This window comes from Solidesulfovibrio alcoholivorans DSM 5433, from assembly GCF_000702665.1.
Classification (GTDB): domain Bacteria; phylum Desulfobacterota; class Desulfovibrionia; order Desulfovibrionales; family Desulfovibrionaceae; genus Solidesulfovibrio; species Solidesulfovibrio alcoholivorans.
In genome coordinates this window covers 272,241-297,578 of sequence record NZ_JNJA01000004.1, presented here as the reverse complement: position 1 = coordinate 297,578, position 25,338 = coordinate 272,241, and the positions used below count along the sequence as shown (strand labels likewise).

At 66.7% G+C, this 25,338-nt stretch carries 21 protein-coding genes; 8 read left to right on the top strand and 13 right to left on the bottom strand.

What is annotated here, in order from left to right; all coding sequences use genetic code 11:
* Positions 1-11: 11 nt before the first annotated feature.
* From Q368_RS0109820 to Q368_RS0109795, 6 genes are all read left to right on the top strand, one after another.
* Positions 12-668, top strand: coding sequence for a tetratricopeptide repeat protein (locus tag Q368_RS0109820; protein WP_029458896.1), 657 nt, complete (start codon positions 12-14; stop codon positions 666-668).
* Positions 669-866: 198 nt separating this feature from the next.
* Complete coding sequence (gene iorA / locus Q368_RS0109815) at positions 867-2,708, top strand: indolepyruvate ferredoxin oxidoreductase subunit alpha (RefSeq protein ID WP_029458895.1); 1,842 nt, start codon at positions 867-869, stop codon at positions 2,706-2,708.
* Complete coding sequence (locus Q368_RS0109810; RefSeq protein ID WP_029458894.1) at positions 2,705-3,307, top strand: indolepyruvate oxidoreductase subunit beta; 603 nt, start codon at positions 2,705-2,707, stop codon at positions 3,305-3,307. Before iorA ends, Q368_RS0109810 begins: the two co-directional genes overlap by 4 nt.
* Complete coding sequence (locus tag Q368_RS0109805; RefSeq protein ID WP_029458893.1) at positions 3,304-4,911, top strand: sigma 54-interacting transcriptional regulator; 1,608 nt, start codon at positions 3,304-3,306, stop codon at positions 4,909-4,911. The genes Q368_RS0109810 and Q368_RS0109805 overlap by 4 nt, the downstream gene beginning before the upstream one ends.
* Before the next feature lie 76 nt (positions 4,912-4,987).
* Positions 4,988-6,721, top strand: a complete 1,734-nt coding sequence (locus tag Q368_RS0109800; RefSeq protein ID WP_029458892.1) for a phosphoenolpyruvate carboxykinase (ATP) — start codon at positions 4,988-4,990, stop codon at positions 6,719-6,721.
* 219 nt (positions 6,722-6,940) lie between these two features.
* Positions 6,941-7,423 (top strand): ion channel, encoded by a 483-nt coding sequence (locus tag Q368_RS0109795; RefSeq protein WP_029458891.1) that lies wholly within the window; start codon positions 6,941-6,943, stop codon positions 7,421-7,423.
* A 93-nt stretch (positions 7,424-7,516) separates the two neighbouring features.
* Here the strand turns inward: Q368_RS0109795 and Q368_RS0109790 are convergent, their stop codons facing one another.
* The 10 genes from Q368_RS0109790 to Q368_RS0109745 all read right to left on the bottom strand — a co-directional run bounded on the left by Q368_RS0109790 (position 7,517) and on the right by Q368_RS0109745 (position 19,129).
* Positions 7,517-7,924: an OsmC family protein gene (locus Q368_RS0109790; protein ID WP_029458890.1), complete on the bottom strand. Its 408-nt coding sequence runs from the start codon at positions 7,922-7,924 to the stop codon at positions 7,517-7,519.
* 208 nt (positions 7,925-8,132) lie between these two features.
* A complete protein-coding gene (locus Q368_RS0109785) occupies positions 8,133-10,775 on the bottom strand; it encodes a M16 family metallopeptidase (RefSeq protein WP_029458889.1) in 2,643 nt (880 codons plus the stop codon).
* Between the two features lie 88 nt (positions 10,776-10,863).
* Positions 10,864-13,428 carry a TIGR03960 family B12-binding radical SAM protein gene (locus Q368_RS0109780; protein WP_043785500.1) on the bottom strand — a complete coding sequence of 855 codons (2,565 nt, stop codon included), beginning with the start codon at positions 13,426-13,428 and terminating at the stop codon, positions 10,864-10,866.
* Positions 13,429-13,530: 102 nt separating this feature from the next.
* A complete protein-coding gene (locus Q368_RS0109775) occupies positions 13,531-13,878 on the bottom strand; it encodes a hypothetical protein (protein WP_029458887.1) in 348 nt (115 codons plus the stop codon).
* Positions 13,879-13,958: 80 nt separating this feature from the next.
* A complete protein-coding gene (gene gmd, locus Q368_RS0109770; RefSeq protein ID WP_029458886.1) occupies positions 13,959-15,050 on the bottom strand; it encodes a GDP-mannose 4,6-dehydratase in 1,092 nt (363 codons plus the stop codon).
* A complete protein-coding gene (locus Q368_RS0109765; protein ID WP_029458885.1) occupies positions 15,047-16,030 on the bottom strand; it encodes a GDP-mannose 4,6-dehydratase in 984 nt (327 codons plus the stop codon). The genes gmd and Q368_RS0109765 overlap by 4 nt, the downstream gene beginning before the upstream one ends.
* Positions 16,031-16,072: 42 nt before the next feature.
* Positions 16,073-16,555 (bottom strand): Fur family transcriptional regulator, encoded by a 483-nt coding sequence (locus Q368_RS0109760; RefSeq protein ID WP_245611316.1) that lies wholly within the window; start codon positions 16,553-16,555, stop codon positions 16,073-16,075.
* Between the two features lie 29 nt (positions 16,556-16,584).
* Positions 16,585-17,403, bottom strand: a complete 819-nt coding sequence (locus tag Q368_RS0109755) for a metal ABC transporter permease (protein WP_029458883.1) — start codon at positions 17,401-17,403, stop codon at positions 16,585-16,587.
* Positions 17,400-18,191: a metal ABC transporter ATP-binding protein gene (locus Q368_RS0109750; RefSeq protein WP_029458882.1), complete on the bottom strand. Its 792-nt coding sequence runs from the start codon at positions 18,189-18,191 to the stop codon at positions 17,400-17,402. The genes Q368_RS0109755 and Q368_RS0109750 overlap by 4 nt, the downstream gene beginning before the upstream one ends.
* A complete protein-coding gene (locus Q368_RS0109745; protein ID WP_029458881.1) occupies positions 18,188-19,129 on the bottom strand; it encodes a metal ABC transporter solute-binding protein, Zn/Mn family in 942 nt (313 codons plus the stop codon). The genes Q368_RS0109750 and Q368_RS0109745 overlap by 4 nt, the downstream gene beginning before the upstream one ends.
* A 277-nt stretch (positions 19,130-19,406) precedes the next feature.
* On the opposite strand from Q368_RS0109745, the gene Q368_RS24495 reads away from it, so the two are divergent.
* Together Q368_RS24495 and Q368_RS25610 are read left to right on the top strand one after the other, a co-directional pair.
* Entirely contained in the window at positions 19,407-19,655 is a 249-nt protein-coding gene (locus Q368_RS24495; RefSeq protein WP_084158725.1) for a hypothetical protein, read from the top strand.
* Between the two features lie 337 nt (positions 19,656-19,992).
* Complete coding sequence (locus Q368_RS25610; protein WP_156955678.1) at positions 19,993-20,418, top strand: hypothetical protein; 426 nt, start codon at positions 19,993-19,995, stop codon at positions 20,416-20,418.
* A gap of 87 nt (positions 20,419-20,505) precedes the next feature.
* On the opposite strand, the gene Q368_RS0109740 is transcribed toward Q368_RS25610, so the two are convergent.
* From Q368_RS0109740 to Q368_RS0109730, 3 genes are read right to left on the bottom strand one after another with little or no spacing between them, the layout of a single operon-like run.
* A complete protein-coding gene (locus Q368_RS0109740; RefSeq protein WP_029458880.1) occupies positions 20,506-21,648 on the bottom strand; it encodes a glycosyltransferase family 4 protein in 1,143 nt (380 codons plus the stop codon).
* Positions 21,645-22,541, bottom strand: a complete 897-nt coding sequence (locus tag Q368_RS0109735; RefSeq protein WP_029458879.1) for a glycosyltransferase family 2 protein — start codon at positions 22,539-22,541, stop codon at positions 21,645-21,647. The genes Q368_RS0109740 and Q368_RS0109735 overlap by 4 nt, the downstream gene beginning before the upstream one ends.
* Entirely contained in the window at positions 22,534-25,113 is a 2,580-nt protein-coding gene (locus Q368_RS0109730; RefSeq protein ID WP_029458878.1) for a glycosyltransferase, read from the bottom strand. The genes Q368_RS0109735 and Q368_RS0109730 overlap by 8 nt, the downstream gene beginning before the upstream one ends.
* Between the last annotated feature and the right edge of the window lie 225 nt (positions 25,114-25,338).

Below are 25,338 nucleotides of genomic sequence, written 5' to 3'. Positions count from 1 at the left end.
AGGCATATTCCATGACCGACACCAATGCGTCGCAATCCACCGGAACTTCCCGGACCGATCCCACTTCTTTCCTGCAACTGCCGTTGCGCTATTGGAAACAAACCCTGGCCGGCGTCCTGGTCATCGTGGCCGCGGCCGGCGGCTACGCCCTGTACGGCGCGTACCAGAAAAGCCAAGTGGAAAAGGCCGAAAACGAACTGGGTTCCCTCATCCTGGCCAAGAAGGGGGCCGAACGCCTGAGCGCCCTGGAGGCACTGGCCAAGGGTGCGCCGGCCGCCGCCCGCGACGGCATCTGGCTGGCCGCCGCCCAGACCGCCACGGACATGGGCGATTTCACCAAGGCGGCCGCCGCCTGGGACGCCGTTTCCAAGAACGCCCCGGCCGGTATGAAGACCGTGGCCGGGCTCGGCTACGCTGCCGCGCTGTCCAAGGCCGGCCAGGACGCCAAGGCCGTGGAAGTGCTCGAAGCCCTTTCTGTTTCCGCGCCCAAGCCTTTCGCCATGACCGTGGACCGCCAGCTTGCCGTCGCGGCCGAAGCTGCCGGCGCGTGGGACAAAGCCCTTGCCGCCTTCGAGCGCATGAAGGCCGACGGCCATGTGCAAAACGTCGGTTACATTGATGCCCGCATCGGCGCCATCAAGGCCAAGGCCGCCAAGGGCAAGGGGTAAGGGGACGCTTGCGGAAAGCACTGTCGTGTTTTCCGGGAAAAATACGTACGCGGGTACGGGACGCCTGCATTCCGTCCGCGCGGCATGCGCGGACGCGGCGCTCTTGCTGCCGCCGCATCCCTGCGGCGCTGGCCGGCTTTGCGCCGCGATGTCTTTTCGGACGTGTGCGGGCGTCCCGCTCCTTGTCGGAGGTTTCTCGTGGGTAAAGAGCTTTTGACCGCGGCCGCGGGCGAGACCCTGCTGCTGCTCGGCAACGAGGCCATCGTCAGGGGAACGCTGGAAGGCGGGGTCCGGTTCGTGACCTGCTATCCCGGCACGCCGTCCTCGGAAGTGCCGGACGCCTTTTTCCGGCTGTCCCAGGGTGCGCCGTATTATTTCGAATACTCGGTCAACGAGAAGGTCGCCCTGGAAGTGGCCGGCGGCGCGACCCTGGCCGGGCTGCCCTGCCTCGTCACCATGAAGCATGTCGGCGTCAACGTGGCCGCCGACCCGCTCATGACCCTGGCCTACGTCTCGGCCCCGGGCGGGCTCGTGCTGCTTTCCGCCGACGATCCCGGCTGCCACTCCTCGCAAAACGAGCAGGACAACCGCCTCTACGCGCGCCTCGGCGGCCTGCCCTGCTTCGAGCCGGCCACGGCGCAGGAATGCAAGGACATGGCCCGCGACGCCCTGGCCCTTTCCCGGGAGCTCGAAACGCCCGTGCTGCTGCGCACCACCACGCGCATCAACCACGTGCGCGGCCCCGTGGTCGCAGGCGAACTGCCGCGCGACGTCGCGCCAAAGCCCTTCGTCAAGAATCCCGCCAGGTTCGTGCCTCTGCCGGCCTCGGCGCGGCCCATGCACGAACGCCTGCTCGGCGTGCTCGAGGTCGCTCGGGAAAAGGCCGAAGCCTCGCCCTACAACACCGAGCGCGGCCAGGGCGCGATCGGCTTCGTCTGTTCGGGCGTGGCCCGCAACTATTTAAGCGACGTGCTGGCCGAGGACGGCCTGGAAGGCACGGTGCGCGTGCTGGAACTGGGCATGACCTATCCGCTGCCCGAAAACCGCATCGCCGAATTCCTCGGCAAATGCCGCACGGTCGTCATCGTCGAAGAGCTCGAACCCGTGCTCGAAAACGAGATCCGGGCGCTGGCGCAAAAGCGCGGCATCAGCGTCGCCATCATCGGCAAGGGCGAGCATCTGCCCCGGCGCGGCGAATACGCCACGACCAACGTCCGGGCCGCGGTCAACGCCGTGCTCGGGCGCGAAACGCCCGCCGCCGACACCCTGGCCGTGCCCGGCGACCTGCCCAAACGCCCGCCCAACCTCTGCGCCGGCTGCCCGCACCGCGCCGCCTACTACGCCGTGCGCGAGGTCTTCGGCGACGACGCGGTCTATTCCTCGGACATCGGCTGCTACACCCTGGGCTTCCTGCCGCCGTTTCGCGCCGCCGACTTCCTGCTGTGCATGGGCTCGTCCATCTCCGCTGGCGCGGGCTTCGCCCGGGCCTCGGGCAAGCCCGTGGTGGCGTTTATCGGCGACTCGACCTTTTTCCATTCCGGCATCACGGGCCTCATCGACGCCGTGGCCTACAACCACGACATCCTGGTCGTGATCCTCGACAACCGCACCACGGCCATGACCGGCCACCAGCCCAACCCCGGGGTGGACACCACCATCTTCGGCGAGAACCCCAATCCCGTGGACCTGCAGGCCCTGATCCGGGCCTGCGGCATCGAGCCGGTCAAGGTCAACCCGCTCAACCACAAGGCCACCGTCGCCGCCTTGCAGGCGTTTGCCGCGCAAAAAGGTCCCCGCGTGCTCGTGGCCGAATATCCCTGCCCCATCCACGCCAGGCGCGTGGGCCAGGCCAAGAAGACTCCGCCCGCGCGGGTCGTCGGCGATCCCGAGACCTGCCTCGCCGTGCGGGACAACCTGGCCTGTCCGGCCTTCGCCATGGAAGCCGGAGTGTTCACCATCAACGAAGAACAGTGCGACGGCTGCATGTACTGCGTGCAGCTTTCCGCCGCGATCAAGCCCGGCAAGAAGGAGGCCCGATGAACCGCGCCCGCATCTTCCTCACCGGCGTCGGCGGCCAGGGAACCCTGACCGCCACCACCCTGCTCGCCCGCACCGCCCTGGACGCCGGGCTGCCCGTCACTTCGGGCGAGATCCACGGCATGGCCCAGCGCGGCGGCGTGGTGGAATCCACCCTGCTCATCGGCGGCTACAGAAGCGCCCGCATCTCCCAGGGCGAGGCCGACGTGCTGCTCGGGTTCGAGCTGCTGGAAACCCTGCGCGCCCTGCCGATGCTCAAGCGCGGCGGGCACGTCGTCAGCAACGCCGAGGCCATCCAGCCCGTGGGCGTGTGCCTGGGCCGGGAGTGCTACCCGCCCCTCGAGGCCGTGCTGGAAACGGCCCGGGGATTCGCCGCGAGCGTGGTCATGGTGCCCGCCATCAGCCTCGCCGAACAGGCCGGCACGGCCAAGGCCGCCAACATCGTGCTGCTCGGCGCGGCGGCGGCCTGCGGCGCGCTGCCCTTTGACGTGGCCGCCCTCGTGCGCTCGGTGGAAAAATACTTGAAGCCCAAGATCGTGCCCTTGAACCTCAAGGCCCTGGAGCTGGGCGCCCAGGCCGCGGCGGCGGGACAAGCGGCGTGATCGATCCGCTGACGACCTTCGACAGCGCGGGCCCGGCCTTTTACGGGGCGCTTTCGCGCATCGCCGCGGCGACCGGGCCGGGCCGCGCCGTGCGGCGCGGCCTGGAGGACGCCCTGACGATCCTGGTCGAAACGCTCAACTACCGCCGGGCCTGCCTGGAACTCCACGACCTGCCCCAGGCCGGGGCGCGCATCCTGCTCTCCCACGGCCGGGAGCAGGGCCTGGACCACCTCTACGGCCCTGCCCCCCTGTCCACGGGACAGGTCATCGGCTCCAGGCGCTCCCTGGTGCTCCAGGACGTCAAGGACCACCCCGACTTCCTCGGCCGGCCGCCCCAGGAGCTGGCCACGCTGTCCTACATCTGCGTGCCCGTGACCATTCCCGAGCCCGACGGCCAGGTCGAAGGCTTCGAGCCCGTGACCGCGTCGAACGTGGTCGGGGCGCTGAGCGTCGACCTGCCCAAGGCACCCATGGTCTTTCTCGAAGCCCACCGCGAATTTTTGCTCGTGGCCGGGGCCATGATCGGCAACGCGGCCCTGCGCCTGCGCGACGAACTGGCGCGCTCCCGCCGCCGTCCGTCCACGCCACCGGCCGCGGAAGCCCCGGCGAACCGGGAGGACGACGCCGTGGCCGCCTCCCTGCTGGCACCGCCCGTGGCCGTGTCCAAGAGCATGCGCCTGCTTTTGCGCCAGATCGCCCAGGCCGCCGACGCCAACGCGCCGGTGCTGCTGCGCGGCGAGGAAGGCACGGGCAAGGAGGCCCTCGCCCGGTTCCTGCACGCCCAGGGCAACCGCCGCCACCGGCCGTTTCTGCGCCTGGGCTGCGGCGAGATGCCCGAAGAGGCCGCCCTGGAGGCGCTTTTCGGCGTGCAAAAAGGCGAGCGCGCCAAGGCCACCCGTTCCCGCCGGGGCATTTTCGAGCTGGCGCAAGGTGGCGTGGTCTTTCTCGACGACATCGACGAACTGCCCCTGGCCGCCCAGGAGCAGGTGCTGCGCGTCATCCAGGAAGGCACCATGCAGCGCGCCGGCAGCGACACGCCGGTCGCCGTGGACGCCCGCATCGTGGCGACGAGCCGCGTCTCCCTGGAAGACGCCCTGGCCCGGGGCGATTTCCTGGAAGACCTCTACTACGCCTTCGGCGTCTTTTTGCTTTTCGTGCCCCCCTTACGCGACCGCACCGGCGACATCCTGCCCCTGGCCGAACGCTTTCTCGACGACTTCTCGCGCCGCACCGGCAAGACCGTGCGCCGCATCTCCACGCCGGCCATAGACCTGCTCAACCAGTACCACTGGCCGGGCAACGTGCGGGAGCTTTTAAGCTGCATGGAACGGGCCGCGACCGTGTGCGACGAAGCCGTGGTGCGCACCTACCACCTGCCGCCCACCTTGCAGACCGGGGAATCCTCGGGTACGGAACCGTCGCTTTCCTTCGGCGACGCCGTGGCCACCTTCGAGCAGGAACTGCTGGTCGAAGCCCTCAAGAAGGCCCGGGGCAACATGTACCAGGCCGCGCGCAACCTGCGCGAGAGCTATCGGGTGGTCAATTACAAGGTCAAGAAATACGGCATCGATCCCAAAAGATTCACCCCGGGGCGTCGCGGCTGACCTTTGACGAAAACGGTTTACCGCAAGACTCCAACCGCGTACAATACAAAGCAATACAGTCCCGACCGGAGGGTTCATGGCCAGCCTCGCCAGCCACGAGTACTATCGCGACGACATGAAACGGATGCCGCCGCTGCGCTCCATCGCCCAGACGCTTTGCCTGGACAAGCGGGTGCGCAAGGTCACGGCCGCCGAGGCCTACGCCCTGGCAAAAAGCCAGCACGACGTCATGGACACCGACCTGCCCGTGTACCCGCCCGCGGCCAAGCGCCTGGGCCTGCCCGAGGGCGCGACGGTCCTCAACAACTGCCACGGCCGCATCGTCGGCCGCACGGCCAAGGCCCGGCGTTTCTACACCCGCATGGACGCCGTGGAACGGCGCAAGGTCGAGGCTGATTTGCGCGAGGCCGTCTATGCCATGCAGCGTTATCCGCTGATCAAAGCCGACGCCATCCTGGGCCTCGACACGGACCTCATGATCAAGGCCACCATCGTGGCGACCGAAGACGACGCGGTCAACGTGTTCAACTGGCTGGCCAATTTCACGCCCTACGAAGAGCTGGCCGAGGTCTACGCCAAAAGCGCCCGCCTGCCCATTCCCGACATCCTCGTCGTGGGATTTAACCACTGGCAGACCACCGACCCCTACTACCACAACGAGGGCGGCTCCCAGCTCGCCCTGGTGGACGAGGACGCCAATGTCATCTTCAACCTGGGCATGCGCTATTTCGGCGAGCGCAAAAAAGGCACCCTGACCCTGGCCTGGACCTCGGGCATGCGCCTGGGCATGGCCGCCTGCCACGGCGGCATCAAGGAAATCGACTTCTCCGCCTGCGAGGACGCCGCCGCGAAAGAAAAGGGCAAGCGCTCCATCGCCTTTTTCGGACTCTCCGGCACGGGCAAATCGTCGCACACCAACTCCCCGGACAACGGCGGCACCCTGCCCGAGGGCTTCACCAAGGTCGTGCTCCACGACGACGCCTTCCAGATCGACTGCGAGGGCAAGGTCTGCCGCGTGTGGGAACCCACGCTTTTCGACAAGACCGATTCGCGCCCCCTGGGCCACCCGGACTGGCGCTTCATGATTTCGACCATGAACCTGGCCCTGACCGAGGCCGCCGGCAAGATCCTGCCGCTCGGGCAGGACGTGCGCAACCCCAACGGCCGGGCGCTGATCGACCGCGACCTGCTCGGGGCCTACGTCAACCGCTGCGCCTTCCCGGACATCATGGTCTGGCTGATGAAGGACACCTGCCTGCCGCCTGTGGTGCGCTTCGCGGACAAGGCCCTTGGCGTGGCCATGGGCGCTTCGCTCATGACGCGGCGCAACCTCGCGGAAAATGTCAGCGAGGACGAGCTCAAAAAGCTCGTGTTCGAACCCTTCGCCAACCCCTTCCGCGTCTATGAACTGTGGAAGGACGTGGACGCGTTCCTGCACGTATTCCGGGCCGGCGCGGTGGGCTACGCCTTCAACTCCGTGGGCTTCTGGAAATCCTCCGACCGCGACCTGCGCAAGATTCCCCTGTCCACGTCGCTCACCCTCCAGACCGCGCTGCTGCTCGACCAGCTCGACTGGAAGGAATGGGACATGCTCCCCGGCGCGCAGTTGCCCACGCGCGAAAGCGTGGACCGCCTGCTCCCCGGCTACACCGACGCCTACGACCCGGCCAACGTCGAGAACCGCGACCGCTACGCCGAAACGCTCAAGGACCGCTTCCACCAGCGCCGCGTGTTTTTGCAGAATTCCGACCTGCACAACCAGCCCGAGCTGCTCATGGCTCTGGTCAACGCGCTCATGGCCCGCGCCTAGGCCGCAGGTCGAAAAATAGGCTGGTATTTTTCAAGGAAAAAGGTACGTTGCGCGAGACGATGCCCGTGAACTCCACGGCGCGGGCTTCCCGGGACAGACGCATCGACAAGGACAGGGACATTTTATGACCCAGGCCGCCCCCGCACATTTTCCCGCCTGCCGCCGCACAGGGGGATACGCGCCGGCCGGCGGGTGCGACCTCGCAGGCGGGCAAGCGGCATGAGCCTTCGCGCCATTCTCGGGGCCATCGGCCTGGCAGTTTCCCTGCCCTTCCTGATCTACCTGGTCTACTTGAGCCAGGCCAAGTCGCCGGGACCGGACCAGATCATCTTCCTGGCCTTCGCCTTTTCCATCACCTTCCCGACGCTGATCCTGCTGTCGCTGGTGCTGTTTCGCAGCCTCGTCATCCTGGCCGTGTCCATCCCCGTCTACGCCGTCTGCGTCATCGCCGGCTACGCCAGGACATTCATGGCCTTCCAGATCCTGTGCAGCGGCAGGCTCACGGAGTCGTTCAAGGACTGCCTGTACCTGAGCGTGTCGCTTTTCACCAACACGGGCTGCGCCGACTGCACGCCGACGCCGCAACTGCGCCTGCTGGCCGCCTCGGAAGCGCTCTTCGGCTACCTGGCGCTCGGCATCTTCACGGCCTGCCTCATCGTCATCCTCGTGCGCCTCATCACCACGGACAAGCTACGGCCGTAACGCGCCAGCAACATCCGCCTCTCCGGCACGTCGTCGCCGCGGGAACGGCCGACCGTGATGTGTTTCCCGACCGCGGCGCACCGTTTATTCCGCCTACGCCCCGGACGAAGCCGGCCCGCCCGCTTCGTCTTCCACGAAAAGGAGCTTGCCGGACAGGGGGCGCCGCACCGGGCAGGCCCGCGCCGCGCGCAGCAGCCGCTTGCGCGGCGCGGGCGTCAGGTTGCCCGTAAGCGCAATGCGGCACACGAACGTCGCAGTTTCCGGCACGCGGCGATCGAGCGTCACCTCCACGGCGGCGCTTTCCAGCGGGATAACGTGGTTGTCCGCATACATGCGCAACATCATGGCCATGCACGAGCCCAGGGCCGCCTCCAGCAGTTCGTGGGGCCGGAAGCCCTGTCCCGCGCCGCCCTTGTCCTGGATCGCATCGCAGACCCCTTCAAATCTCCCGTTGGAAAAGGCCACGCCATAGCGCGCGTCCCGGCTTTGACAGCGAATCATTGTACAGTCTCCCCGCGCCCGTATTCATGAAGGGACGCTTGCACGACGACCGGTCCCGGGGTGCAATGCCAAGCGAGAGCGGCCCGCGCGCGGGGCAGGGTATCCCCGGCAGTCCAAGCGCACAATGCCCGACACTGCGGCTCCGGCGAAAAAAAGCGCCCCCGCGGTCATACCACAGGGGCGCTTTGCCATGCGTTTCGAGGGCGGCTTACGGTTCCACCTTGAACACGTACGCCGCTTCGGGGCGCAGGTATTTCTGCGCCAAGGCGCGCAGGTTCTCGCCAGTAAGCGACTGCGCCGCCTCGACGACCTGCTTTTCATGATCGAGCGGCAGGCCCAGGGACAGGGACTTGGCCGCTTCGTCGCTGCGTGCGGCAAGGCTTTGCCGTTCGCGGTAGTAGTCGCCGGTCATGACGTTCTTGGCGCGAAGCATCAGGTCGTCCGGGAGCACCATCTGCCCCAGGTCGCCGGCGATGCGCTTGAACCCGTCCAGGGCGGCGGCGTCCTTGTCGGGCGTGGTGCCGATGTAGAAGGCCAGAAAGCCCGTGGTGTCGGACTGCCACAGAAAGGACGTCACGGAATAGCCGAGGCTCTCGCCATCGCGCAGGCGTGAAAAGAGCAGGCCGCTTTGCCCGGCCAGGACTTCGTTTAAAAGAGAAAGCCCCGGTGTTTCGGACGCGGCCAGCCCCGGCACCGGGAAGACCATGAACAGATGGCTCTGCTTGCGCCCGGCAAGCGTCACCGAGGCCTCGCGCTTTTCCCCCCACTTGGGCGTGGGAAAGGCGAACGGCTTGGCCGGACCTGCGGTCTTGGCCAGCTTGTCGGCCAGGGAGCGCACGGCCGCGGCATCGAAATCGCCGCTGACGGCCATGACCCAGGGCATGGCCCGCTGGCCGGCCCAGAAGGCGGCAACATCCTTGGCAGTATAGCCCTTCACCGTGGCCGCCTCGCCCAGGCGCGTGTAGGCATAGGGTGTGTCGGCGAACAGGAAGGGAAAGAGCTTGCGGAAGGCCAGGGCCATGGGCTGGTCTTCCTTGTCCTTGATGTCGGCAAGCTGGTCCGAAACCTCGCGCGCGACCTCGGTCTTGAGAAAGGCCGGAGCGAGCAGCACGTCGCCGATAAGCCCATAGAGGTCCTTCTGGAAGCGGCTGGGGAACTTCGAGGCCACGGTGAAGGAATCGCGGCCGGACGAAGCGGAAAGCGAGGCCGCCCGGTCGGCGAGGAAATCCTCCAGCGCGTTGGCCGAGAGTTTGGCCGTGCCCGTGGTCAGGCTGTTGGCGGCAAGCTCGGCCAAACCCTGCCTGTCTTTTGTCAACAAGGCGTCACCGCCGTTGTAGACCAGGGACACGGACACGTAGGGCAGCGTGGCGTCGGGCAGCAGCACCAGCCGGTGCCCGCCGCCAAGCTCGACCACCTCGGGCGCGGCCGGCTGCGCGCCGCCCTGCCCGGCCGCGGCGGCCGTCGTCGTCTTGGGCGCGGGCCAGACCTTGGCGGCCGTATCGGCCAAGCCCTTGGCCGTGACGGCGTTCTCGGCGTCCTTGGGGACCAGGACGGCGGTCAGCATGTGCCCGGGGCGCAGATAGGCCTCGATGACGGCGGACAGGGCCTTCTGGTCCACCAGGCGCACGGCGCGCAGGTAGTGGGCCTCGCCGTCGGGGTCATAGCCGTAGAAATGGAAAAAACCCGCCTTCATGGCCAGCCCGGGCAGGGTTTCCTTGGCCTGATAGAGGCCGTCCTCGATGTTCAGGCGCACCCGCTCCAGTTCATGGTCGGTGAAGGATGTGCCCTTCAGACGCGAAAGCTCGGCCAGCAAGCCCTGCCAGAAGGCCTGCACGTTGCCGGCATCGAGGGTCGCGCTGACCAGAAAGAGCCCAGCCCGCTCCAGGGTGAGCGACGAGCAGGAAATATCGTCCACGAGCTTCTTGTCGTATTTGAAGGTGCGGTAGAACCGGCTCGTTTCGTCGCCGGCGAGCAGCTGTGCCAGGACCTCAAGGCCGGCTTCGTCCGCGGCGCGAAGGCCCGGGGTGGGAAAGGCGATCTGCAACCGGACCTTGTTCCAGGGGCCGTACTCCACCTTGACCTGCGGCTCGGGCAGGGCTCCCTGAGGCAGCGCATAGGGCGCGGGCGGCGTCAGGAGGCGGTCGTTTTCCATGCCGCCAAAAAGCGTCTTGGCTTCCTCGACCACGTCCTCGACGCGCACCTTGCCGACCACTACGAGCTGCATGGCCCGGGGCTGGTAGCGCTCGCGCACGTACTGGCGCAGGTCCTCGGAGGAAAAACCGGACACGGTCTCGGGAAAGCCGATGATGGGCCAGCCGTAGGCCTGCCCGGGCCAGGCCATGGCCTGGGTCATCTGGAACAGCCGGTTGTCGGGGCTGTCCTTGCCCCGGGCCAGTTCCGAGAGCACCACCTGGCGTTCGCTGTCGAGCTCGGTCGGGTCGAACTTGGCCCCGAAGATCATGTCCTTGATGACGTCGAGCCCGAGCTTCCAGCGGTCGGCGGGGAGGTCCACGCGAAAGACGGTGCTGTCGAAGCTCGTGGAGGCGTTGAGCTCCCCGCCCGCGCCTTCTATGTCCGACGCGACCTGCCCGGCCGGGCGCTTTTCCGTGGACTTGAACACCATGTGCTCGAGCAGGTGGCTGAGCCCCGCCTGTTTGGCGGTCTCGTAGCCGGAGCCGGCGTGCACGAACAGCCGTTCGGCGACCAGGGGAAAGCGGTTGTCCTCGATGACCATGATGGTCATACCGTTTGGCAGGGTGACGCTTTTGGGCGGCTCGGCGGCCAGGGCCGAAGCGGCGCAGCAAGCGGCGAATAGGGCCGTCATCAGGGCGAAAACGAAACGCCGGCGCATGGATGCTCCTTTTGGTTTGGCGCTCCCGGGCGACGTCCGGGAGTGGACATGCGTTGAAGAGCTACGACCTCAAGAGCACAAAGGATACTTAATTTTGGTTCATGGTGTCCGAGGAGGCGACCGTGCCGTCGGCAAAGGCCACGGCGGTCTTGGTGATGGCGTAGCGGCCCCGCACGAGGCGCGGGCAGACCGCCTCGGCCAGACGCAGGGGGCTTACGTAGGACTGCTCGAAGGAGCAGGTGAAACGCACGGTGGCAGGGGCGACGATTTCCACGCCCGTGACCAGGGTTTTGGCATCGATGCCGCGTGGCCCTTTCTTCGATTCCCAGGTGACGGGAAAGTTCGCAGCGGCGGCGAAGGCGCGCCAGGCGTCGAGGCAGCCGTCCGCCAGGGCCTCCGGCGCGAGGAGTTCGAAAGTTTCCGCGACCGGATGGGTGACCTTGCGCCCCGGCGGCAGCGCGTCCACGCCGAGGACGGCCATGCCCTCGGGCAGGTTGGGATTGAGCCGCGCGGCAAACTCCTCGGGCGAGACGGCCTCGCGCAGGAAGATCGCCGTCCATTCGGCGCGGCTGGCCACGCCGACAGGCAGGGCCCGCCCGAAGGAAATCTGCGGCAGCGGATGGTAGCCTGCGGAAAAGCTGGGCTTGAGCCCGCCACGGCGAAGCGCCCGCTCGAAAAGCCGCGCCAGTTCGAGCTGGCTCAGGTATACGGCGCTGCCGGTCTTGGCGTACCAGACGCGCAGGTGGACGGCCTTGACGGTCAGGTCCTCGCGCGGCGGGGCCGGCGGGGCGGCAACGGCGTCGTGTTCACGGGCTTCGCGGTTGAGCCGCGGGCGGATGTCCCTTGCTCCGGCCGCATCCAGGCTCGATGTGCGGCCGCCGAAGGAGCATACGCCGCAGCCCGAGCAGTCGCCGTAGCGGCAATCGGGCGTCGCGGCCCCGCGCAGGGCTTTTTCGCGCTCCCGGCGCAAAAAGCCGGGCGTGACGCCGCAGGAAAGATGGTCCCAGGGCAGCGGCGCGTCCGGGTCGCGCGCGCCAAGCCACGTTGCCGGGTCGAGGCCGGCGGCCGCGAAGACGCGCAGCCATGGGGCGAGGTCGAAGCGGTCCACCCAGGAGCAAAAAAGCGAGCCCTCGCGGTAGGCGGCTTCGACAAGCGGCGCGAGCTCCCGACCGGCGCGGGAGAACACGCCCTCGAGAAAGCTCATTTCCGGCTCGTGCCAGCGCAGCGTCAGCCGCTTGTCCGTGGCAAAAAGCGCACGCAGCCGCCCTACCCGCTCGCGGATGGCCTCCAGCCCGATCTGCGCCTCCCACTGGAACGGCGTGTGGGGCTTGGGCACGAAGGGCGAGATGGCGGCCGTGACCTGCAGCCGTTTCGTGCCGGGCGGGGCCGCGGCCAGCACCTTTTTCGCCAGGTGGAAAATGCCTTCCACGTCCTCGTCGGTTTCCGTGGGCAGGCCGATCATGAAATAGAGCTTCACCTGCTGCCAGCCGTGGGCGAACAGCCTTTTCGCGTGTTCGAGGATGTCCTCCTCGCCGATGCCCTTGTTGATGACGTCGCGCAGGCGCTGGGTCGCGGCTTCCGGGGCCACGGTCGCGCCGGTGCGACGGATGCCGGCCATCATCGAAAGGATGGAATCGGACAGCGTGCCGGCGCGCAGCGACGGCAGGGACACAGCCACCTGTTCCCGACGGCAGCGGTCGATGCTGCGGGAAAAAAGGCTCTCCAGGGCCGAAAAATCGCCCGTGGACAGGGAAAGAAACGACAGTTCCTCGTAGCCGGTGCGGGAGAGCCCTTCGGCGACGAGGCCTTCGAGCACGTCCAGGCTGCGTTCGCGAACAGGCCGGTAGACCATTCCAGCGTGGCAGAAACGGCAGCCGCGCGTGCAGCCCCGGGCGATCTCCACGGCCAGGCGGTCATGGACGGCCTGGGCGAAGGGCACGATCTGGCAGGTGGGAAACGCCGCGGCGTCGAGATCGGGCAAGATGGCTTTCTCCACCCGGTCGTAGCCGGCAACCAGGGGGCGCGGCGCGCCGTCCGGACCGGGCGCAAAAAATTCCGGCACGTAGACGCCCTGGATGGCAATCAGGCGCGTGAGCAGGTCGCGGCGGGAAACGCCTTCCCGGCGCGCGGCGGCCACGGCCTCGAGGATGGCGGGCAGGGCCTGTTCGCCGTCGCCGATGACCATGGCGTCGAAAAACGGGGCCACGGGTTCGGCGTTGAACGCGCAGCCGCCGCCGGCGATGACCAGCGGCCCCCCCTCGCCCCGGTCGGCGGCGCGGAAGGGAACGCCGGCGAGGTCGAGCATGTACAGGATGTTGGTGTAACAGAGCTCGTGGGTGATGTGGAACGCCAGCACGTCGCAGGCCGCAAGGGGCGTGTCGGATTCCAGGGTGCAAAGGGGCGCGCCCTTTTGGCGCAACAGCGCGGCGGCCTCGTCGGAAGGAGTGAAGACCCGTTCGGCGGCGAGCCCCTCCACGCGGTTGACGGCTTCGTAGAGGATGCGCCCGCCCACGTAGGACATGCCGACCTCGTACATATCGGGAAAGGCCAGGGCGACGCGGGCCCGGACGCCGGCCGGGTCTTTGGCCGTGCGACCCCATTCCGCGCCCAGGTACTGGGTGGGTTTTTGCAGGTCGGCGACGAATTCACGCATGGATGCTCCGGCCGCCGGCAGCAGCCGCGGCGCGGTGTCAAGAAGGTGGAGGCGGGAGGCCTCCCCCGGCGCGGGCCGGGGGAGGAAAAAACGCGCGGGCCGTTATTTCTTGAGGAGATTGGAGATGTTGCCACCCTTGCCGGCCAGGTTGGACAACGTCTTGAGATCGCCGGAGGTGGAAAGCGTCAGGTTGCTCGTGGCCTCCAGGTAGCGGGTCTTGAGCTCATCGGGAAACTTCTTGAACTGGTAGAGCACATGGGAAAGCTCGATCTCGCCGCCCACCTCGGTCTCGAAGGGGTAGCCGAACGGCAAAAGCAGCATCTGCACGCCCTGCTGGGAAGGAATGGTCTGGAGCAGGGCCACATCGGTCAGCTTGCCGGCGGCTTCGTCCCACTTGCCGAGCACGGTTTCGCCGTTGATCAGTTTCACGAGGCGGATGTCATAGGCCATGAAGTTTCTCCTTGAAGGTTGGGGCGCGGTGCGCCGGCCTTGAGCTAGATATCGGACAGTCCCGTGTCAAGGGGCGGGGCCTACTCGTTGTAGTCGAAAACCGCAAAGCCCTGGCTCTTGCACAGGGCATCGCGCTCTGCTTCGCGCAGGTCGGTGCGCACCATCTCGGACACCATCTGCTCGATGGTGATGCGCGGCCGCCAGCCCAGGCGCTCCCGGGCCTTGCTCGGGTCGCCGAGCAGCGTTTCCACTTCGGTCGGGCGGAAATAACGCGGATCGACGGCGACGAGGCATTTGCCGCTGGCGACGTCGATGCCCTGCTCCTTTTCGCCCTCGCCCTCGAAGCGCAGTTCGATGCCGAGCTCCTTGGCGGCCATCTTGACGAAATCGCGCACGCTGTACTGCCGGCCCGTGGCGATGACGAAATCCTCGGGCGCGTCCTGCTGGAGCATGAGCCACTGCATTTCCACGTAGTCCTTGGCATGGCCCCAATCGCGCAGCGCCGAGAGGTTGCCGAGGTAGAGACAGTCCTGCAGACCCAGCTTGATGCGCGCCATGGCCCGGGTGATCTTGCGCGTGACGAAAGTCTCGCCGCGCATGGGGGACTCGTGGTTGAAAAGGATGCCGTTGCAGGCGTACATGCCGTAGGCTTCGCGGTAGTTGACCGTGATCCAGTAGGCGTAGAGCTTGGCCACGGCGTAGGGGCTGCGCGGGTAGAACGGCGTGTTCTCGGTCTGCGGAATCTCCGCCACCTTGCCGAACAGTTCCGAAGTCGAGGCCTGGTAGAAGCGCGTGTGCTTCTCAAGCCCCAGGATGCGGATGGCTTCGAGCAGGCGCAACGTGCCGAGCGCGTCCACGTCGGCAGTGTATTCCGGGGATTCGAAGGAAACCTTGACGTGGCTCTGGGCGGCCAGGTTGTAGACCTCGTCGGGCCGGACCTCCTGCATGATGCGGATCAGGTTGGTGGAATCCGAGAGGTCGCCGTAGTGCAGGACCAGCTTGCGGTCCGCGTCGTGGGGATCGCGGTAGAGATGGTCGATGCGCTGGGTGTTGAACAGCGAGGCCCGGCGCTTGATGCCATGCACCTCGTAGCCCTTCTGGAGCAGCAGTTCGGCCAGATAGGCCCCGTCCTGACCGGTGATGCCGGTAATGAGGGCAACTTTGCTCTTCATGAATCGGTCTTCTCCCGTAGGGGTTGTTGACGCATCTCGTGCTCGACCATGGCCCGGGCCACGTCGGCGGGATGCTTGGCGGCCTTCCAGCCCAGAAGGCTTTCGGCCCTGGCAGGATTGGCCCGGCTGACGGCGATGTCGGAAGGACGGAAAAGGCCCGGGTCCAGGTCCACGTGCGCGCGCCAGTCGAGGCCGGCGGCGGCGAAGGCCTCGGCCGTGAATTCGGCCAGGGTGATGGTCGTGCCTGTGGCGATGACGAGGTCCTCGGGTGTGTCTCGCTGGAGCATGGCCCACATGGCCTCGACGTATTCCGGGGCCCAGCCCCAGTCACGGGCCACCTCGATGTTGCCCAGTCGCAGGCGTTCGCCCGACCCGGCCGCGATGCGGGCGGCGGCGGAGACGATCTTGCGCGTCACGAAACGTGCGGGCCGAAGCGGCGACTCGTGGTTGAAAAGAATGCCCGAGCAGGCATGGAGCGCATAGGCCTCGCGGTAGTTGGCCACTTCGAAATGCGCGGCGGCCTTGGCCACGGCATAGGGGCTGCGCGGGGAAAACGGCGTGGCTTCCGTGGCCGGCTCGCCGCCGGTGTCGCCGAAGCAGTCACTGGAGGAAGCGTTGTAGAGCCGCACCGGCGCGCCGAGAAAACGCACCGCCTCCAGGAGGTTGAGCGTGCCGACGCCGATGGACATGAACGTCTCCACGGGCTGCTCGAAGGACAGACCCACCGAGGACTGGCCGGCCAGATGGTAGATCTCGTCCGGCGCGACCTTGGTCAGCACGGTCAGCACGCTGCGGAAATCGGTCAGGGTCACGGAAGAAAGCGTCACCCGCTCCCGGATGCCGAGGCGGTCGAGATTGCGCAGGGACGCCATCTGGGCGTCGCGCGAGGTGCCCGCCACCTGGTACCCCTTCTCCAGAAGGAGCTTGGCCAGATAGGCCCCGTCCTGACCGGAAATTCCGAAAATCAACGCTTTTTTCATGTGTGCGGGTATCCAGGAAGGCAGCGTGGGAAAGCCGGAAGGCTAATTTTTTCCCGGCACGGCGTCAACAACCGCGCCGTCTTCGGCCGCCACGCCCTCTCCGCCCGCTCCGGCAACCCGGCGGCAGGCGGCGCAGATGCCGTCGATGCGCACCTCGACGCCGATCACGTCCATAGCGAGGCTGCGCCCCAGGGCCGTGATGTCCACGAGGTCGCCCGTGGCGGGCAGGCACTCCATGCGGCCGCAGCGCAGGCAGTAGGCATGGCCATGGGCACGGCCGGAAAAACGCGGCCCCAGGCAGTAGCGGAAGGCGCGGTCGCCGCTGCTGTGCCGGCTGGCCAGCCCCTGGCGCACGAACAGGTCGAGGATGCGGTAGAGCGTCACCTTGTTGACCGGCATGGCCTCGCGCACCTTGCGCAGGATGTCCCCGGCGGGCAAGGCGTGTTCGCCGCCGGCAAGGACCCGCGCAACGGCCAGGCGCACCGCCGTGGGCTCCACTCCGGCCTCCTCCAGCATGGCGGCCATGTTCTTCCCGTCCATCGCCACGTACGCCTCTACGCTCCGTGCCCATGGCCGCGCAGGCCCGGCAACAGGGACAGGAAGTAGGTCGCGGCGGCCACGGCGATGATCGCCGCGCCCGAAGTCAGGTCGCAGCCGTAGGCCAGGGCCAGGCCAGCCAGGCAGAAAAAGACGTTGAGCGCCGTGGCCAGGAACATGGCCCGCCCCATGGAGGCCGTACGCCGTAGCGCCAGGCTCGGGGCCACGGACAGCAGCGCGATGACGAGGATGAGCCCGGCCACGCGGATGAGCAGCACCACCGTGACCGCGGCCAGGGCCGTAAGCAGGTAATGCAGCATGCCGACCGGCGCGCCGCGCACCGCGGCGAACTCCCGGTCGAAGGCCATGGCCACGAAGCCGTTGTAGTGGCGCAGCGTCACGGCGCACAGCACGACGGCCAACGCGGCCAAGGCGTAGAGGTCGGCCACGGGGACGGTGATGATGCTGCCGAAAAGATAGCTCATGAGGTCGGGCTTGTAGCCCGGGGTCACGTCCAGAAGGATGATGCCGAAGGCCATGCCCGCGGCCCAGAGCACGCCGATGACGGTATCGGTGTCCTCCACGCGCCGCCGGGTCAGGGCGGCCATGCACAGGGCGGCGGTCACGGTGAAGGCGACGGTCACGGGCAGTACGGGCAGGACCAGGAAATAGGCGAGCCCCACGCCTCCGTAGGCGGCGTGCGCCGCGCCGCCGGCCAGAAAGACCATGCGGTTGGCAACGACCAGGGTACCCATGACGCCGCAGCACAGTGCGGCCAGAAGCGCCGCCAGACAGGCGTGCTGCATGAACGGCAGGGAAATGATGTCCGCGATCATCGGCGCTCCGGAGGGACAATGGCCGCGAGATCCGGCGGCATGCGGCGCAGGAAGGCGTCCATGGGGCAGCTGTGGCTGTGCACCCCGTAGAGGAGATCGACCATTTCCTTGGTGAGCCTGGGCTCCGGGGCGTGGAGCAGCCGGCCGTTGACGCAGGCCACGGCCGTCACCCCCGCGGCCAGGATGCTCATGTCGTGGCTGACCACGAGCGAGGTCACGCCCTGGCCGATGCGCGCGAGCACCTCGTAGAGACAGAACTTGCCTTGGGGATCGATGTTGGCCGTGGGTTCGTCGAGAATGAGGAGCTCCGGGTCCGAGACCAGGGCGCGGGCGATGAGCGTCCGCTGCTGCTGGCCGCCGGAGAGGTCGCAAAAGCGGCGGTCCTTGAAAGCGTGCATTTCCACGCGGGCAAGGGCTTCCTCGGCCTTGTGAATCTCCTGCCGGGAATAGCGGAAACCATGCCGCCCCGGGGCAAGCAGGCCCATGAGTGTCACTTCGAGGACGCGGATGGGCAGGTCCTTGCGCGCGGACGCGCCTTCCAGGCGCTGGGGGACGTAGCCGATATAGCGGCTGTTGCGCCCGGGTTCCTCGCCAAAGACGGCAATGCTCCCGGAACTCGGGCGCAAAATGCCGAGAATGAGCTTTAAAAGCGTGGTCTTGCCCCCGCCGTTGGGGCCGAGCACGGCGAGACGCTCTCCGGGCGCAACGGCCAGGTCGACCCCGGAAAGGGCCGCCTGGCCGTTGTAGGAAAACGTCAGGTCGCGGATTGCAACGACCGGTCGGGTCACTTGTGCTCCGTTTGTCCGGCCATGCCCTGGCGCAGGGCCTTGGCCGCGTTTTCGAGATTGGCCGCCCAGTCCTCGGCCAGGGGGTCCAGGGCCGCGACTTCGCCGCCGATGGCCTGGGCAATGGCTTGCGCCTGGCGGGAGCTCATCTGCGGCTGGACGAAAACTACTTTGACGCCGTCCTTTTTGGCCTCGCGCACGAGCGCCGCCAGGGCCTTGGGCCCGGGTTCGCGGCCGAGCGCCTCGATGGGCTCCTGGGTCAGGCCGAAGTCACGGGCGAAATACCCCCAGGACGGATGAAACACCATGAATTTGTGCTCGCCCGGGGGCAGATCGGCAAACTGTTGTTGTATGCCGGCGGCCAGGGCATCGCAAGAGGCCGCGAAGCGTTCGTAGCCGGCGGCGTAGTCGGCCGCGCCCTGTGGATCGGTCTTGACCAGGGCGTCGCGCATGGACGCACCCAGCACCTTGGCGAGCCTGGGCGAAAGCCAGACATGGGGATCGGGCTCGCCGGCCTCGTGGTGATGGCCTTCCTCGTGGTGCCCCGCTCCCTTTTCCTCCTTGGCGTGCGCGTCGTGGCCATGGTCGTCCTCGTCTTCATGGGCGACCATGGGTATTTTTTCGATGCCGGCGTCCGTGCGCACGACGACCATGTTCGGATTGGCGGCCTTGAAACGCGGCAACCAGGCGTTTTCGAAATCCATGCCGATGCCGAAATAGAGGGCCGCCTTGCCGAGTTCCGCCAGCTGGCGGGGCTTGGGTTCGTAGGTGTGGGCGTCGGCGCCGGGCGGCACCATGACCAGCGCGTCCACCCGGTCGCCGGCGATTTGCTTGAGAAAATACGCCTGGGGCGCGATGCTCACCGCTACGAGCGTTTTCGCCGCCGCCGGCGCGCTCCAGGCGAAAACGATTCCCACAATCAAGGCAAAGAGTTTCTTCATGACTACTCCCTTGGCGCGCCACATGTTGCGGGCGCGACCGATGGCTTGATGCAACAGAGTTGCATCAAGATGTCAAGCCGGGAATCGTGCAAGATGAATTGACCCGAAATCGCTTGGCCAGGCAGCCGAAGCGGCATACGGTGCCGGGGAAACGCAACGCCAACAAGGTCCCGCTTCGGTCACGGGGCCGCCACAGGAGCCACGACGCCATGCCATCCATGACGCCTCCGGCACTGCCTGGCCCGGTTACCGGCCAGGCAGCCCGTCTGCCTCGAACCTGAGTTCCCTGCCCTGCGTCGGGTGCGGCTGGTGTTGCCTGTCGGACCCGTGCGTGGAGTCGCACATCCTCTACGGCTACTTGAAGCGTTGCCCCGACCTGTATTGGGACGCTGCAAGCGGCCGCTACCGCTGTCGCCTGGCCGAAGACCCTGCACGCGGCGAACACATGAGGTTTCTGCTTGGTATCGGGCACGGCTGCTGCGCGCCGCTCAATCGCTGGCGGGGCGACGTGCGCAAGCGGGAATAACGGGCCGCCCCCGCATAACCGCCGGCAAATTCGTCGGACAGTACGCCCCGGCGACAATCCCACCAAATACCCCTGAGGATTTCCCCGCACCGTAAGGGGGCTCCCCTGCGATGCGAGGACAATGCGGTTTTTCAAAAAGCCCCGGGGAGCGATCGCGCGTTTCCGGGGCGCTCCGCCCCTGTGTGTCCCGAGCATCCTCAGCGAATGAGTTGTAACCGCAAAGAAGGAGTAGCGACTTTATAATCAAAAATCATTCCATTTCAACTTAGCAATAAAGGCGAAAGCGTTGCCCGAAAGTGTATTCATTTTATGTTCAGACAACACTGAACTTTCAGCAATGGCCATCTCCATCTCTTCGATTTACGATGTCATTCTGGCACGCAATATCAACGAAGCTGTCCCGTTGTTTGAAAAAAATAAAAAAATTCGCCTGGCCTATGTAGAAATAAGTTCAGACATGCAAGCATCCATTCAGCAAATATACCGCTATGGACGCCTAGGCATGGAAGTAATTGCTCTAGTCAAGCCTCCTTGCCCGCAGCCTGTCCTTGAAGCGTACAGGAAAGGAAGAATCCTCGATATTTTTGAACTTCCTATTGATTTAATTAAATTTTACACAAAGACATGCTATGTGATGTCGCATTGTCACCAGAAAGATAGTACAGACACGTCTTTCTCCTCTATTCTAACACAAGAAGAAATCGAATTTATCTTAAACACATACAAAGCTTATAACCTTGCAGCATGCGCAGCCAACAATTGATCGGCTCCCCTGTCAGGCAACAGTGCGACGACGGTAATGGACGCCCGAATTTCCCGTGACGACGGCCTTGCCCGTGCAACGCCGCCTCTACGGGCAAGAACACAACCTGTTATAGCAGGCCAACACTGCGCCCGCCGTTTTTTCCCAGGAAAAAAGCCCCGCCCGCTTGAGCGACTTGCGCCGCAGGCCCTCGCGCAGGGCCGCGTCGTCCGTGACCGCGGCCATGGCCCGGCACAGCCCGCCGACGTCCAGGGGATCGACCAGCACGGCCGCGTCGCCGGCGACCTCGGGAAGCGAAGTCGCGTCGGAGCAGACAACCGCCGCGCCCAGGCTCATGGCCTCGAGCACCGGCAGGCCGAAGCCCTCGAAGAGCGACGGATAAAGGAAGGCGTGGCACGAGGCGTAGAGCCACGCCAGTTCGGCGTCGGAGACGTAGCCCGTGAAAACGAGCTTGTCCGCGATGCCGAGCTCGCGCACCGTGCGCGCCACGTCGTCCATGAGCCAGCCCTTGCCGCCGGCCAGCACCAGCGGCATGTCCCCGCCCGTCTCGCGCAGCCAGGCCGCATAGGCCGCGAACAAGCGCTCGTGGTTCTTGCGCGGCTCGATGGTGCCCACGCACAGCCAGAAGCCGCCCGGCGCAAGGTCGCCGACGGCCTTCGGTTTCTCGCGCGGCGAGGTTTCGCAAAAGCGGCTGGCCAGCGGCGCGACCGTTGTCCGCTCCCGGGGATAGCGCGGGAAAACCTTCAAGAAGTGCTTAAGGGAATATTCGGAAATGGAAACAATCCAGTCGGCTGCAGTCGCGGCGCGAAACACGCCGTCGAAGCAGCCCGTGCGGTTGCCCTCGGTGGTCCAGGCCGGCTCGACCAGAAACGACAGGTCGTAAAGCGTGTAGACGCAGCGCGCCCGGGAAAGCCCCGTGGGGAAGTAGAAATTGTTGGCGTGTATGATGTCCGGCGCGCCGAGGCGGGCTTCGAAATCCGGCGGCGGCTGGCGAAAGAAGCGCTTCTGGGACGTGAACTGGCGAAACGTCGGCCCCGTGCGGAAGCGCCCGCCGGCCGGGCGCAGGCAGGCCTTGGGGCGCGGCTCCCAGAAAAAATCGCCGAACGCGGGATAGAGGACATACTCGTTGCGTTCATCCACGCGGGAAAGCGCATCGAGCAGCCCGGCGGCGAAGTAGCCACAGCCCGCCTTGCCCGCGCCGGTCTGGGAGACGTCGAAGCCGATCTTCATAAGGACGCGTCCGGGAAAAGAAGTCCGCGTGAAAGCCAGGACGCCGCCGCGCGGCAAAGGGCCGGCGAAACGCCCCGGTTCCAGCGCAGGGAAGCGCCAAGGGACGCCAGGGCCACGGCCGGGGTGAAAAGCGGTCCCCCCTCCCGAAGCCGCCACTTCTCACGCACCAGGGCATGGGCGTAATTGGCCAGCCAGCGGTCCGGCGCGCGGCCGAAGGTCGCGACCTGCATGTCGTTTATTTCCGCGTGCACCTTAAGCTTTGCGCCAGACGTCTTCGTCTGCGGGTAAAAGCGAGACCCGGCGAGCTTTCGCGGCAGATAGGCAAAGACCGCGCCGCCCTTGGCCAGACGCAGCCAGAACTCGTAATCGAGGGTGTACTGCCAGCGCAGGTCGAGCACGCCCAGGCGCTCCACGATGCGTCGCCGGAAAAACGCCGCCGGCTGACAAAGGATGCAGCGGCTTTTCAGGCGCTCCAGGTCGAAGGGCTCGGCCGGGTACGGCTCGATCACGGCATCGTCCACGTCGATGTGGTCCCCGTCGCCGTAAACGACATCCACTTCAGGATTCTTTTCGAAAACTTCAAGTACCGCTTCAAAGGCCCCCGAGAAATAGACGTCATCGGAATTGAGCCAGGCGATGACCTCGCCCGAGGTCGCGGCGATGCCCTTGTTGACCGCGTCGGGCTGGCCCTTGTCGCGTTCGCTCACGTAGCGCAGCTTCCCCGCCGCCGCATAGCGTTCCAGGATGCTTACGGTTTCGTCCGTGCTGCCGCCGTCCATGACCACGTATTCCAGACCGTCGACGCCCTGGGAGAGCACGCTTTCGATGGTGCGGCCGATGAAGCGCCCCTGGTTGTACGAGGGCGTGACGACGCTGATGCTCGGCCTAGCCATGGGCCGCCTCGTCGTAGCGCAGATCGACCTCGCGCGCGCCGTCGGTCAGGCGCAGCTCCAGGCAGCGCGCGGCCAGCTTGCGCCGGTCCGCGCCTTCCCCCCGGCGCGCACCGTCGAAGAAGAATTCCACATAGCCGCCGTGGGGCGCGAGATCGATGGAAAAGGACGTTTCCTTGCCCCGGGCAAGTGTGCGTGCCGGGCCGATGCGCTTGCCGTCGAGAAAGGCCTCGATGCGCACGCGGCCAGAAGGAGCCTCCGCCGGCAAGGCGAAGCGCGCCCGCAGCCATTGGCGGTGCGCGGCCGGACCGTAGGCGACGAAGAGCCGCGCGCCGCACCAGCCGTCGCCGTAAAGCCCGCGCACGGCCGTGCTCTGGGACACGGGGCGCGTGAGCACGTCCGTAAAGACCGCGAGGTACTTGCGCGCCATGTCCTCGGGCCCGCCGAAGACGGACAGGCGTTCGCGCCCCTTGGCCACAAGCGCCGCGGCGAGCACCGGCTCGTCCAGGATGCGGCCCATGGCCTGCGCCATGTCGTCGGGGCGGCGCGGGTCGAAGTAGAGCGCGGCCTCGCCGCCGACCTCGGGCAGGCTCGTGACGTTTGCGCAGACGATGGGCGTGCCCACGGCCATGGCCTCGACGAGCGGCATGCCGAAGCCCTCGAAGAGCGAGGGGAAAACCAGTGCAGCCGCGCCGGTCAAAAGCGCTGAAAGCTCTTCGTCGGCCACGTAGCCGGCAAAAACCACGCGCCCTTCGAGCCCGAGGTGCGCCACGGCGCGACCGAGCTCCTGGCGCAGGCCCGTGTCCGCGCCGGTGAGCACGAGGCGCACCGAATCCTTGGGCCGCGCGGCGCAGAGCATGCCGAACGCCGTCAGCAGCATGCGGTGGTTCTTGTGGGGCCAGAAATTGGCGGGATAGAGGAAATAGGGATCGTCTCCAGGGCCCAGGCGCGCCCGCGCGGCGGCCACGGCCTCGGGTGCGGTGCGAGAGAGCCGGCGCGGCAGGGAAATGTGGATGGTCGCCGTGCGGCCCGGCGGCACGTTGCCCTGCTCCAGCACCGTATCGCGGGCGAAGTCCGAGATGCACACCAGCCGCTCGCAGGCCCTCGCGGCGGTCAGGAACGTCCGCTCCCGCCCCGCTTCCTCCTCGGGTGTGAAAAACTGCGGATAATAGGCGTATTGCAGGTCGTAAATCACGGAAACGGCGGGCACGTCGGGGTGCTGGTAATAGGGCATGGTGAAGGGACAAAAAAGCAGATCGACCTTCCTGCCCCGCCAGGTTGAAATGCCCCGGACCATGCCGATGACGCCGGCGCGCACCCGCTCCACGTTCGGCGCGTCCAGGTGCGCGAGCTCCTCGTAGGCGGCGTCGGAAACGACGCACACGAAGCGCCAGTCCGGCCGCATGGCGCGCAGCTCGTGCAGGAGCAATATGGTCATGAGCTTGGCCCCGCCGTTGTCCCCGCCGGGGAGCACCGGCGTCAGGTCCACGAGCACGAGCGCTTCGCCGTCTGACGCGCGCGCGGGAAGCTCGCTTCGGGCCATGCGCCTGGCCAGCACGTATTTGACGGCCTTGTTGTACATCCAGGCCACGCGCCCGACGCGCAGGAGCGCCTTATTCACCAGTTCGGGCAAGCGCCCCTGGCTCACCCAGCCCGAAGTCGTCTCGCGGAGGACGCCCTCGAGCCCGCCGCGCGCGGCCGCGTCGTCGCCGCACAGCTTCGCGGCCTGGGCCTCGGCCGCCTCGGCCCGCGCGGCCAGATCGAGCATGGCCAGGACGAACCGGCCGTCCGGCGTGCGCAAAAGCGCCTGCGCCATTGCCTCGCGGCCATGGTCGGCAAGCGGCGCGCGGCTTGCCGTAAACAGCATGTCATACGGAAAAAGCGCTTGCTCGAAGCGCAAATGGTCCATGCCGGCGAAAGCAAAAAGCTCGCGTACGGCTTTTTCGCTGTAAAGATAGAGGTGTTCGGCGGGCAGCAGCATGCTCCGGAAAGGATCTTCCGCCGCAACAAGGCTGCCGTGGGTCATGCCCGCCGGAAAGCGCGGCGTCTGGACGAAGACCACGCCGCCGGGGGCTAAAAGGCCCATCACCCGGCGCAGCAGGCCCACGGGATCGGGCAGATGTTCGAGCACGTCCATGAGCACCACGGCGGCGAGGCTCCCCGGCGCGATGTCCTGCTCCTCCAGGGGGCCGGTCAGCATGGAGACGCCGAAGGTGTCCCGGGCAAGCCCGGCCACGGAGGCGTCGAGCTCCAGGCCCCGGGCGGAAAATCCCGCCCGCATCAACAGGGCCGTGAAGCCGCCGTGGGCGCAGCCAAGCTCCAGCACGTCGCCCGGGGGCAGGCAGGCGCGCAAGAACCGCCGCAGCCAGTAGACGCAACGCTCCGGCAAATCGAGCCTCGCCCGGGCCTCGATGGACGGCTGGCCCAGGTCGGCCTCCTGATGGCCGTACCAGTAGTCGCGGCCGTAGCCTTCGGCGCGCTCCTCCCGCGACACCAACGTGCCGCAGGCCGGACACAGCATGTACCCGTCGCTGAAGGGCTCGAGCCCGCCCACTCCACACCAGCATTGCCGCATTGCGCGCTCCAGGGGAGAAAGAATCGGGGGGAGGGAACCCCTTTTTGAAAAAAGGGGTTCCCTCCCCCCGAGCCCCCTCCTTCCCCAAAAATTTTAAAAGGGGGGTAATATCATGAACAGTAGATTGTACCATCAGCCCCAAAGGGGAAAAAACGTCGGGGGTCCGAGGCGGAGCCTTGGCCGCCGGCGCAACGGAGCGCATTCGTCATTGCGGCCGCCAGGGAA

What these genes read in the sequence shown, in the direction of transcription:
- Q368_RS0109820 (WP_029458896.1), top strand. Translation starts at nt 12, where the DNA reads ATGACCGACACCAATGCGTCGCAATCCACCGGAACTTCCCGGACCGAT.
- Q368_RS0109810 (WP_029458894.1), top strand. Translation starts at nt 2,705, where the DNA reads ATGAACCGCGCCCGCATCTTCCTCACCGGCGTCGGCGGCCAGGGAACC.
- Q368_RS0109800 (WP_029458892.1), top strand. Translation starts at nt 4,988, where the DNA reads ATGGCCAGCCTCGCCAGCCACGAGTACTATCGCGACGACATGAAACGG.
- Q368_RS0109795 (WP_029458891.1), top strand. Translation starts at nt 6,941, where the DNA reads ATGAGCCTTCGCGCCATTCTCGGGGCCATCGGCCTGGCAGTTTCCCTG.
- Q368_RS0109790 (WP_029458890.1), bottom strand. Translation starts at nt 7,924, where the DNA reads ATGATTCGCTGTCAAAGCCGGGACGCGCGCTATGGCGTGGCCTTTTCC.
- Q368_RS0109785 (WP_029458889.1), bottom strand. Translation starts at nt 10,775, where the DNA reads ATGCGCCGGCGTTTCGTTTTCGCCCTGATGACGGCCCTATTCGCCGCT.
- Q368_RS0109780 (WP_043785500.1), bottom strand. Translation starts at nt 13,428, where the DNA reads ATGCGTGAATTCGTCGCCGACCTGCAAAAACCCACCCAGTACCTGGGC.
- Q368_RS0109775 (WP_029458887.1), bottom strand. Translation starts at nt 13,878, where the DNA reads ATGGCCTATGACATCCGCCTCGTGAAACTGATCAACGGCGAAACCGTG.
- gmd (WP_029458886.1), bottom strand. Translation starts at nt 15,050, where the DNA reads ATGAAGAGCAAAGTTGCCCTCATTACCGGCATCACCGGTCAGGACGGG.
- Q368_RS0109765 (WP_029458885.1), bottom strand. Translation starts at nt 16,030, where the DNA reads ATGAAAAAAGCGTTGATTTTCGGAATTTCCGGTCAGGACGGGGCCTAT.
- Q368_RS0109760 (WP_245611316.1), bottom strand. Translation starts at nt 16,555, where the DNA reads ATGGCCGCCATGCTGGAGGAGGCCGGAGTGGAGCCCACGGCGGTGCGC.
- Q368_RS0109755 (WP_029458883.1), bottom strand. Translation starts at nt 17,403, where the DNA reads ATGATCGCGGACATCATTTCCCTGCCGTTCATGCAGCACGCCTGTCTG.
- Q368_RS0109745 (WP_029458881.1), bottom strand. Translation starts at nt 19,129, where the DNA reads ATGAAGAAACTCTTTGCCTTGATTGTGGGAATCGTTTTCGCCTGGAGC.
- Q368_RS25610 (WP_156955678.1), top strand. Translation starts at nt 19,993, where the DNA reads ATGGCCATCTCCATCTCTTCGATTTACGATGTCATTCTGGCACGCAAT.
- Q368_RS0109740 (WP_029458880.1), bottom strand. Translation starts at nt 21,648, where the DNA reads ATGAAGATCGGCTTCGACGTCTCCCAGACCGGCGCGGGCAAGGCGGGC.
- Q368_RS0109735 (WP_029458879.1), bottom strand. Translation starts at nt 22,541, where the DNA reads ATGGCTAGGCCGAGCATCAGCGTCGTCACGCCCTCGTACAACCAGGGG.
- Q368_RS0109730 (WP_029458878.1), bottom strand. Translation starts at nt 25,113, where the DNA reads ATGCGGCAATGCTGGTGTGGAGTGGGCGGGCTCGAGCCCTTCAGCGAC.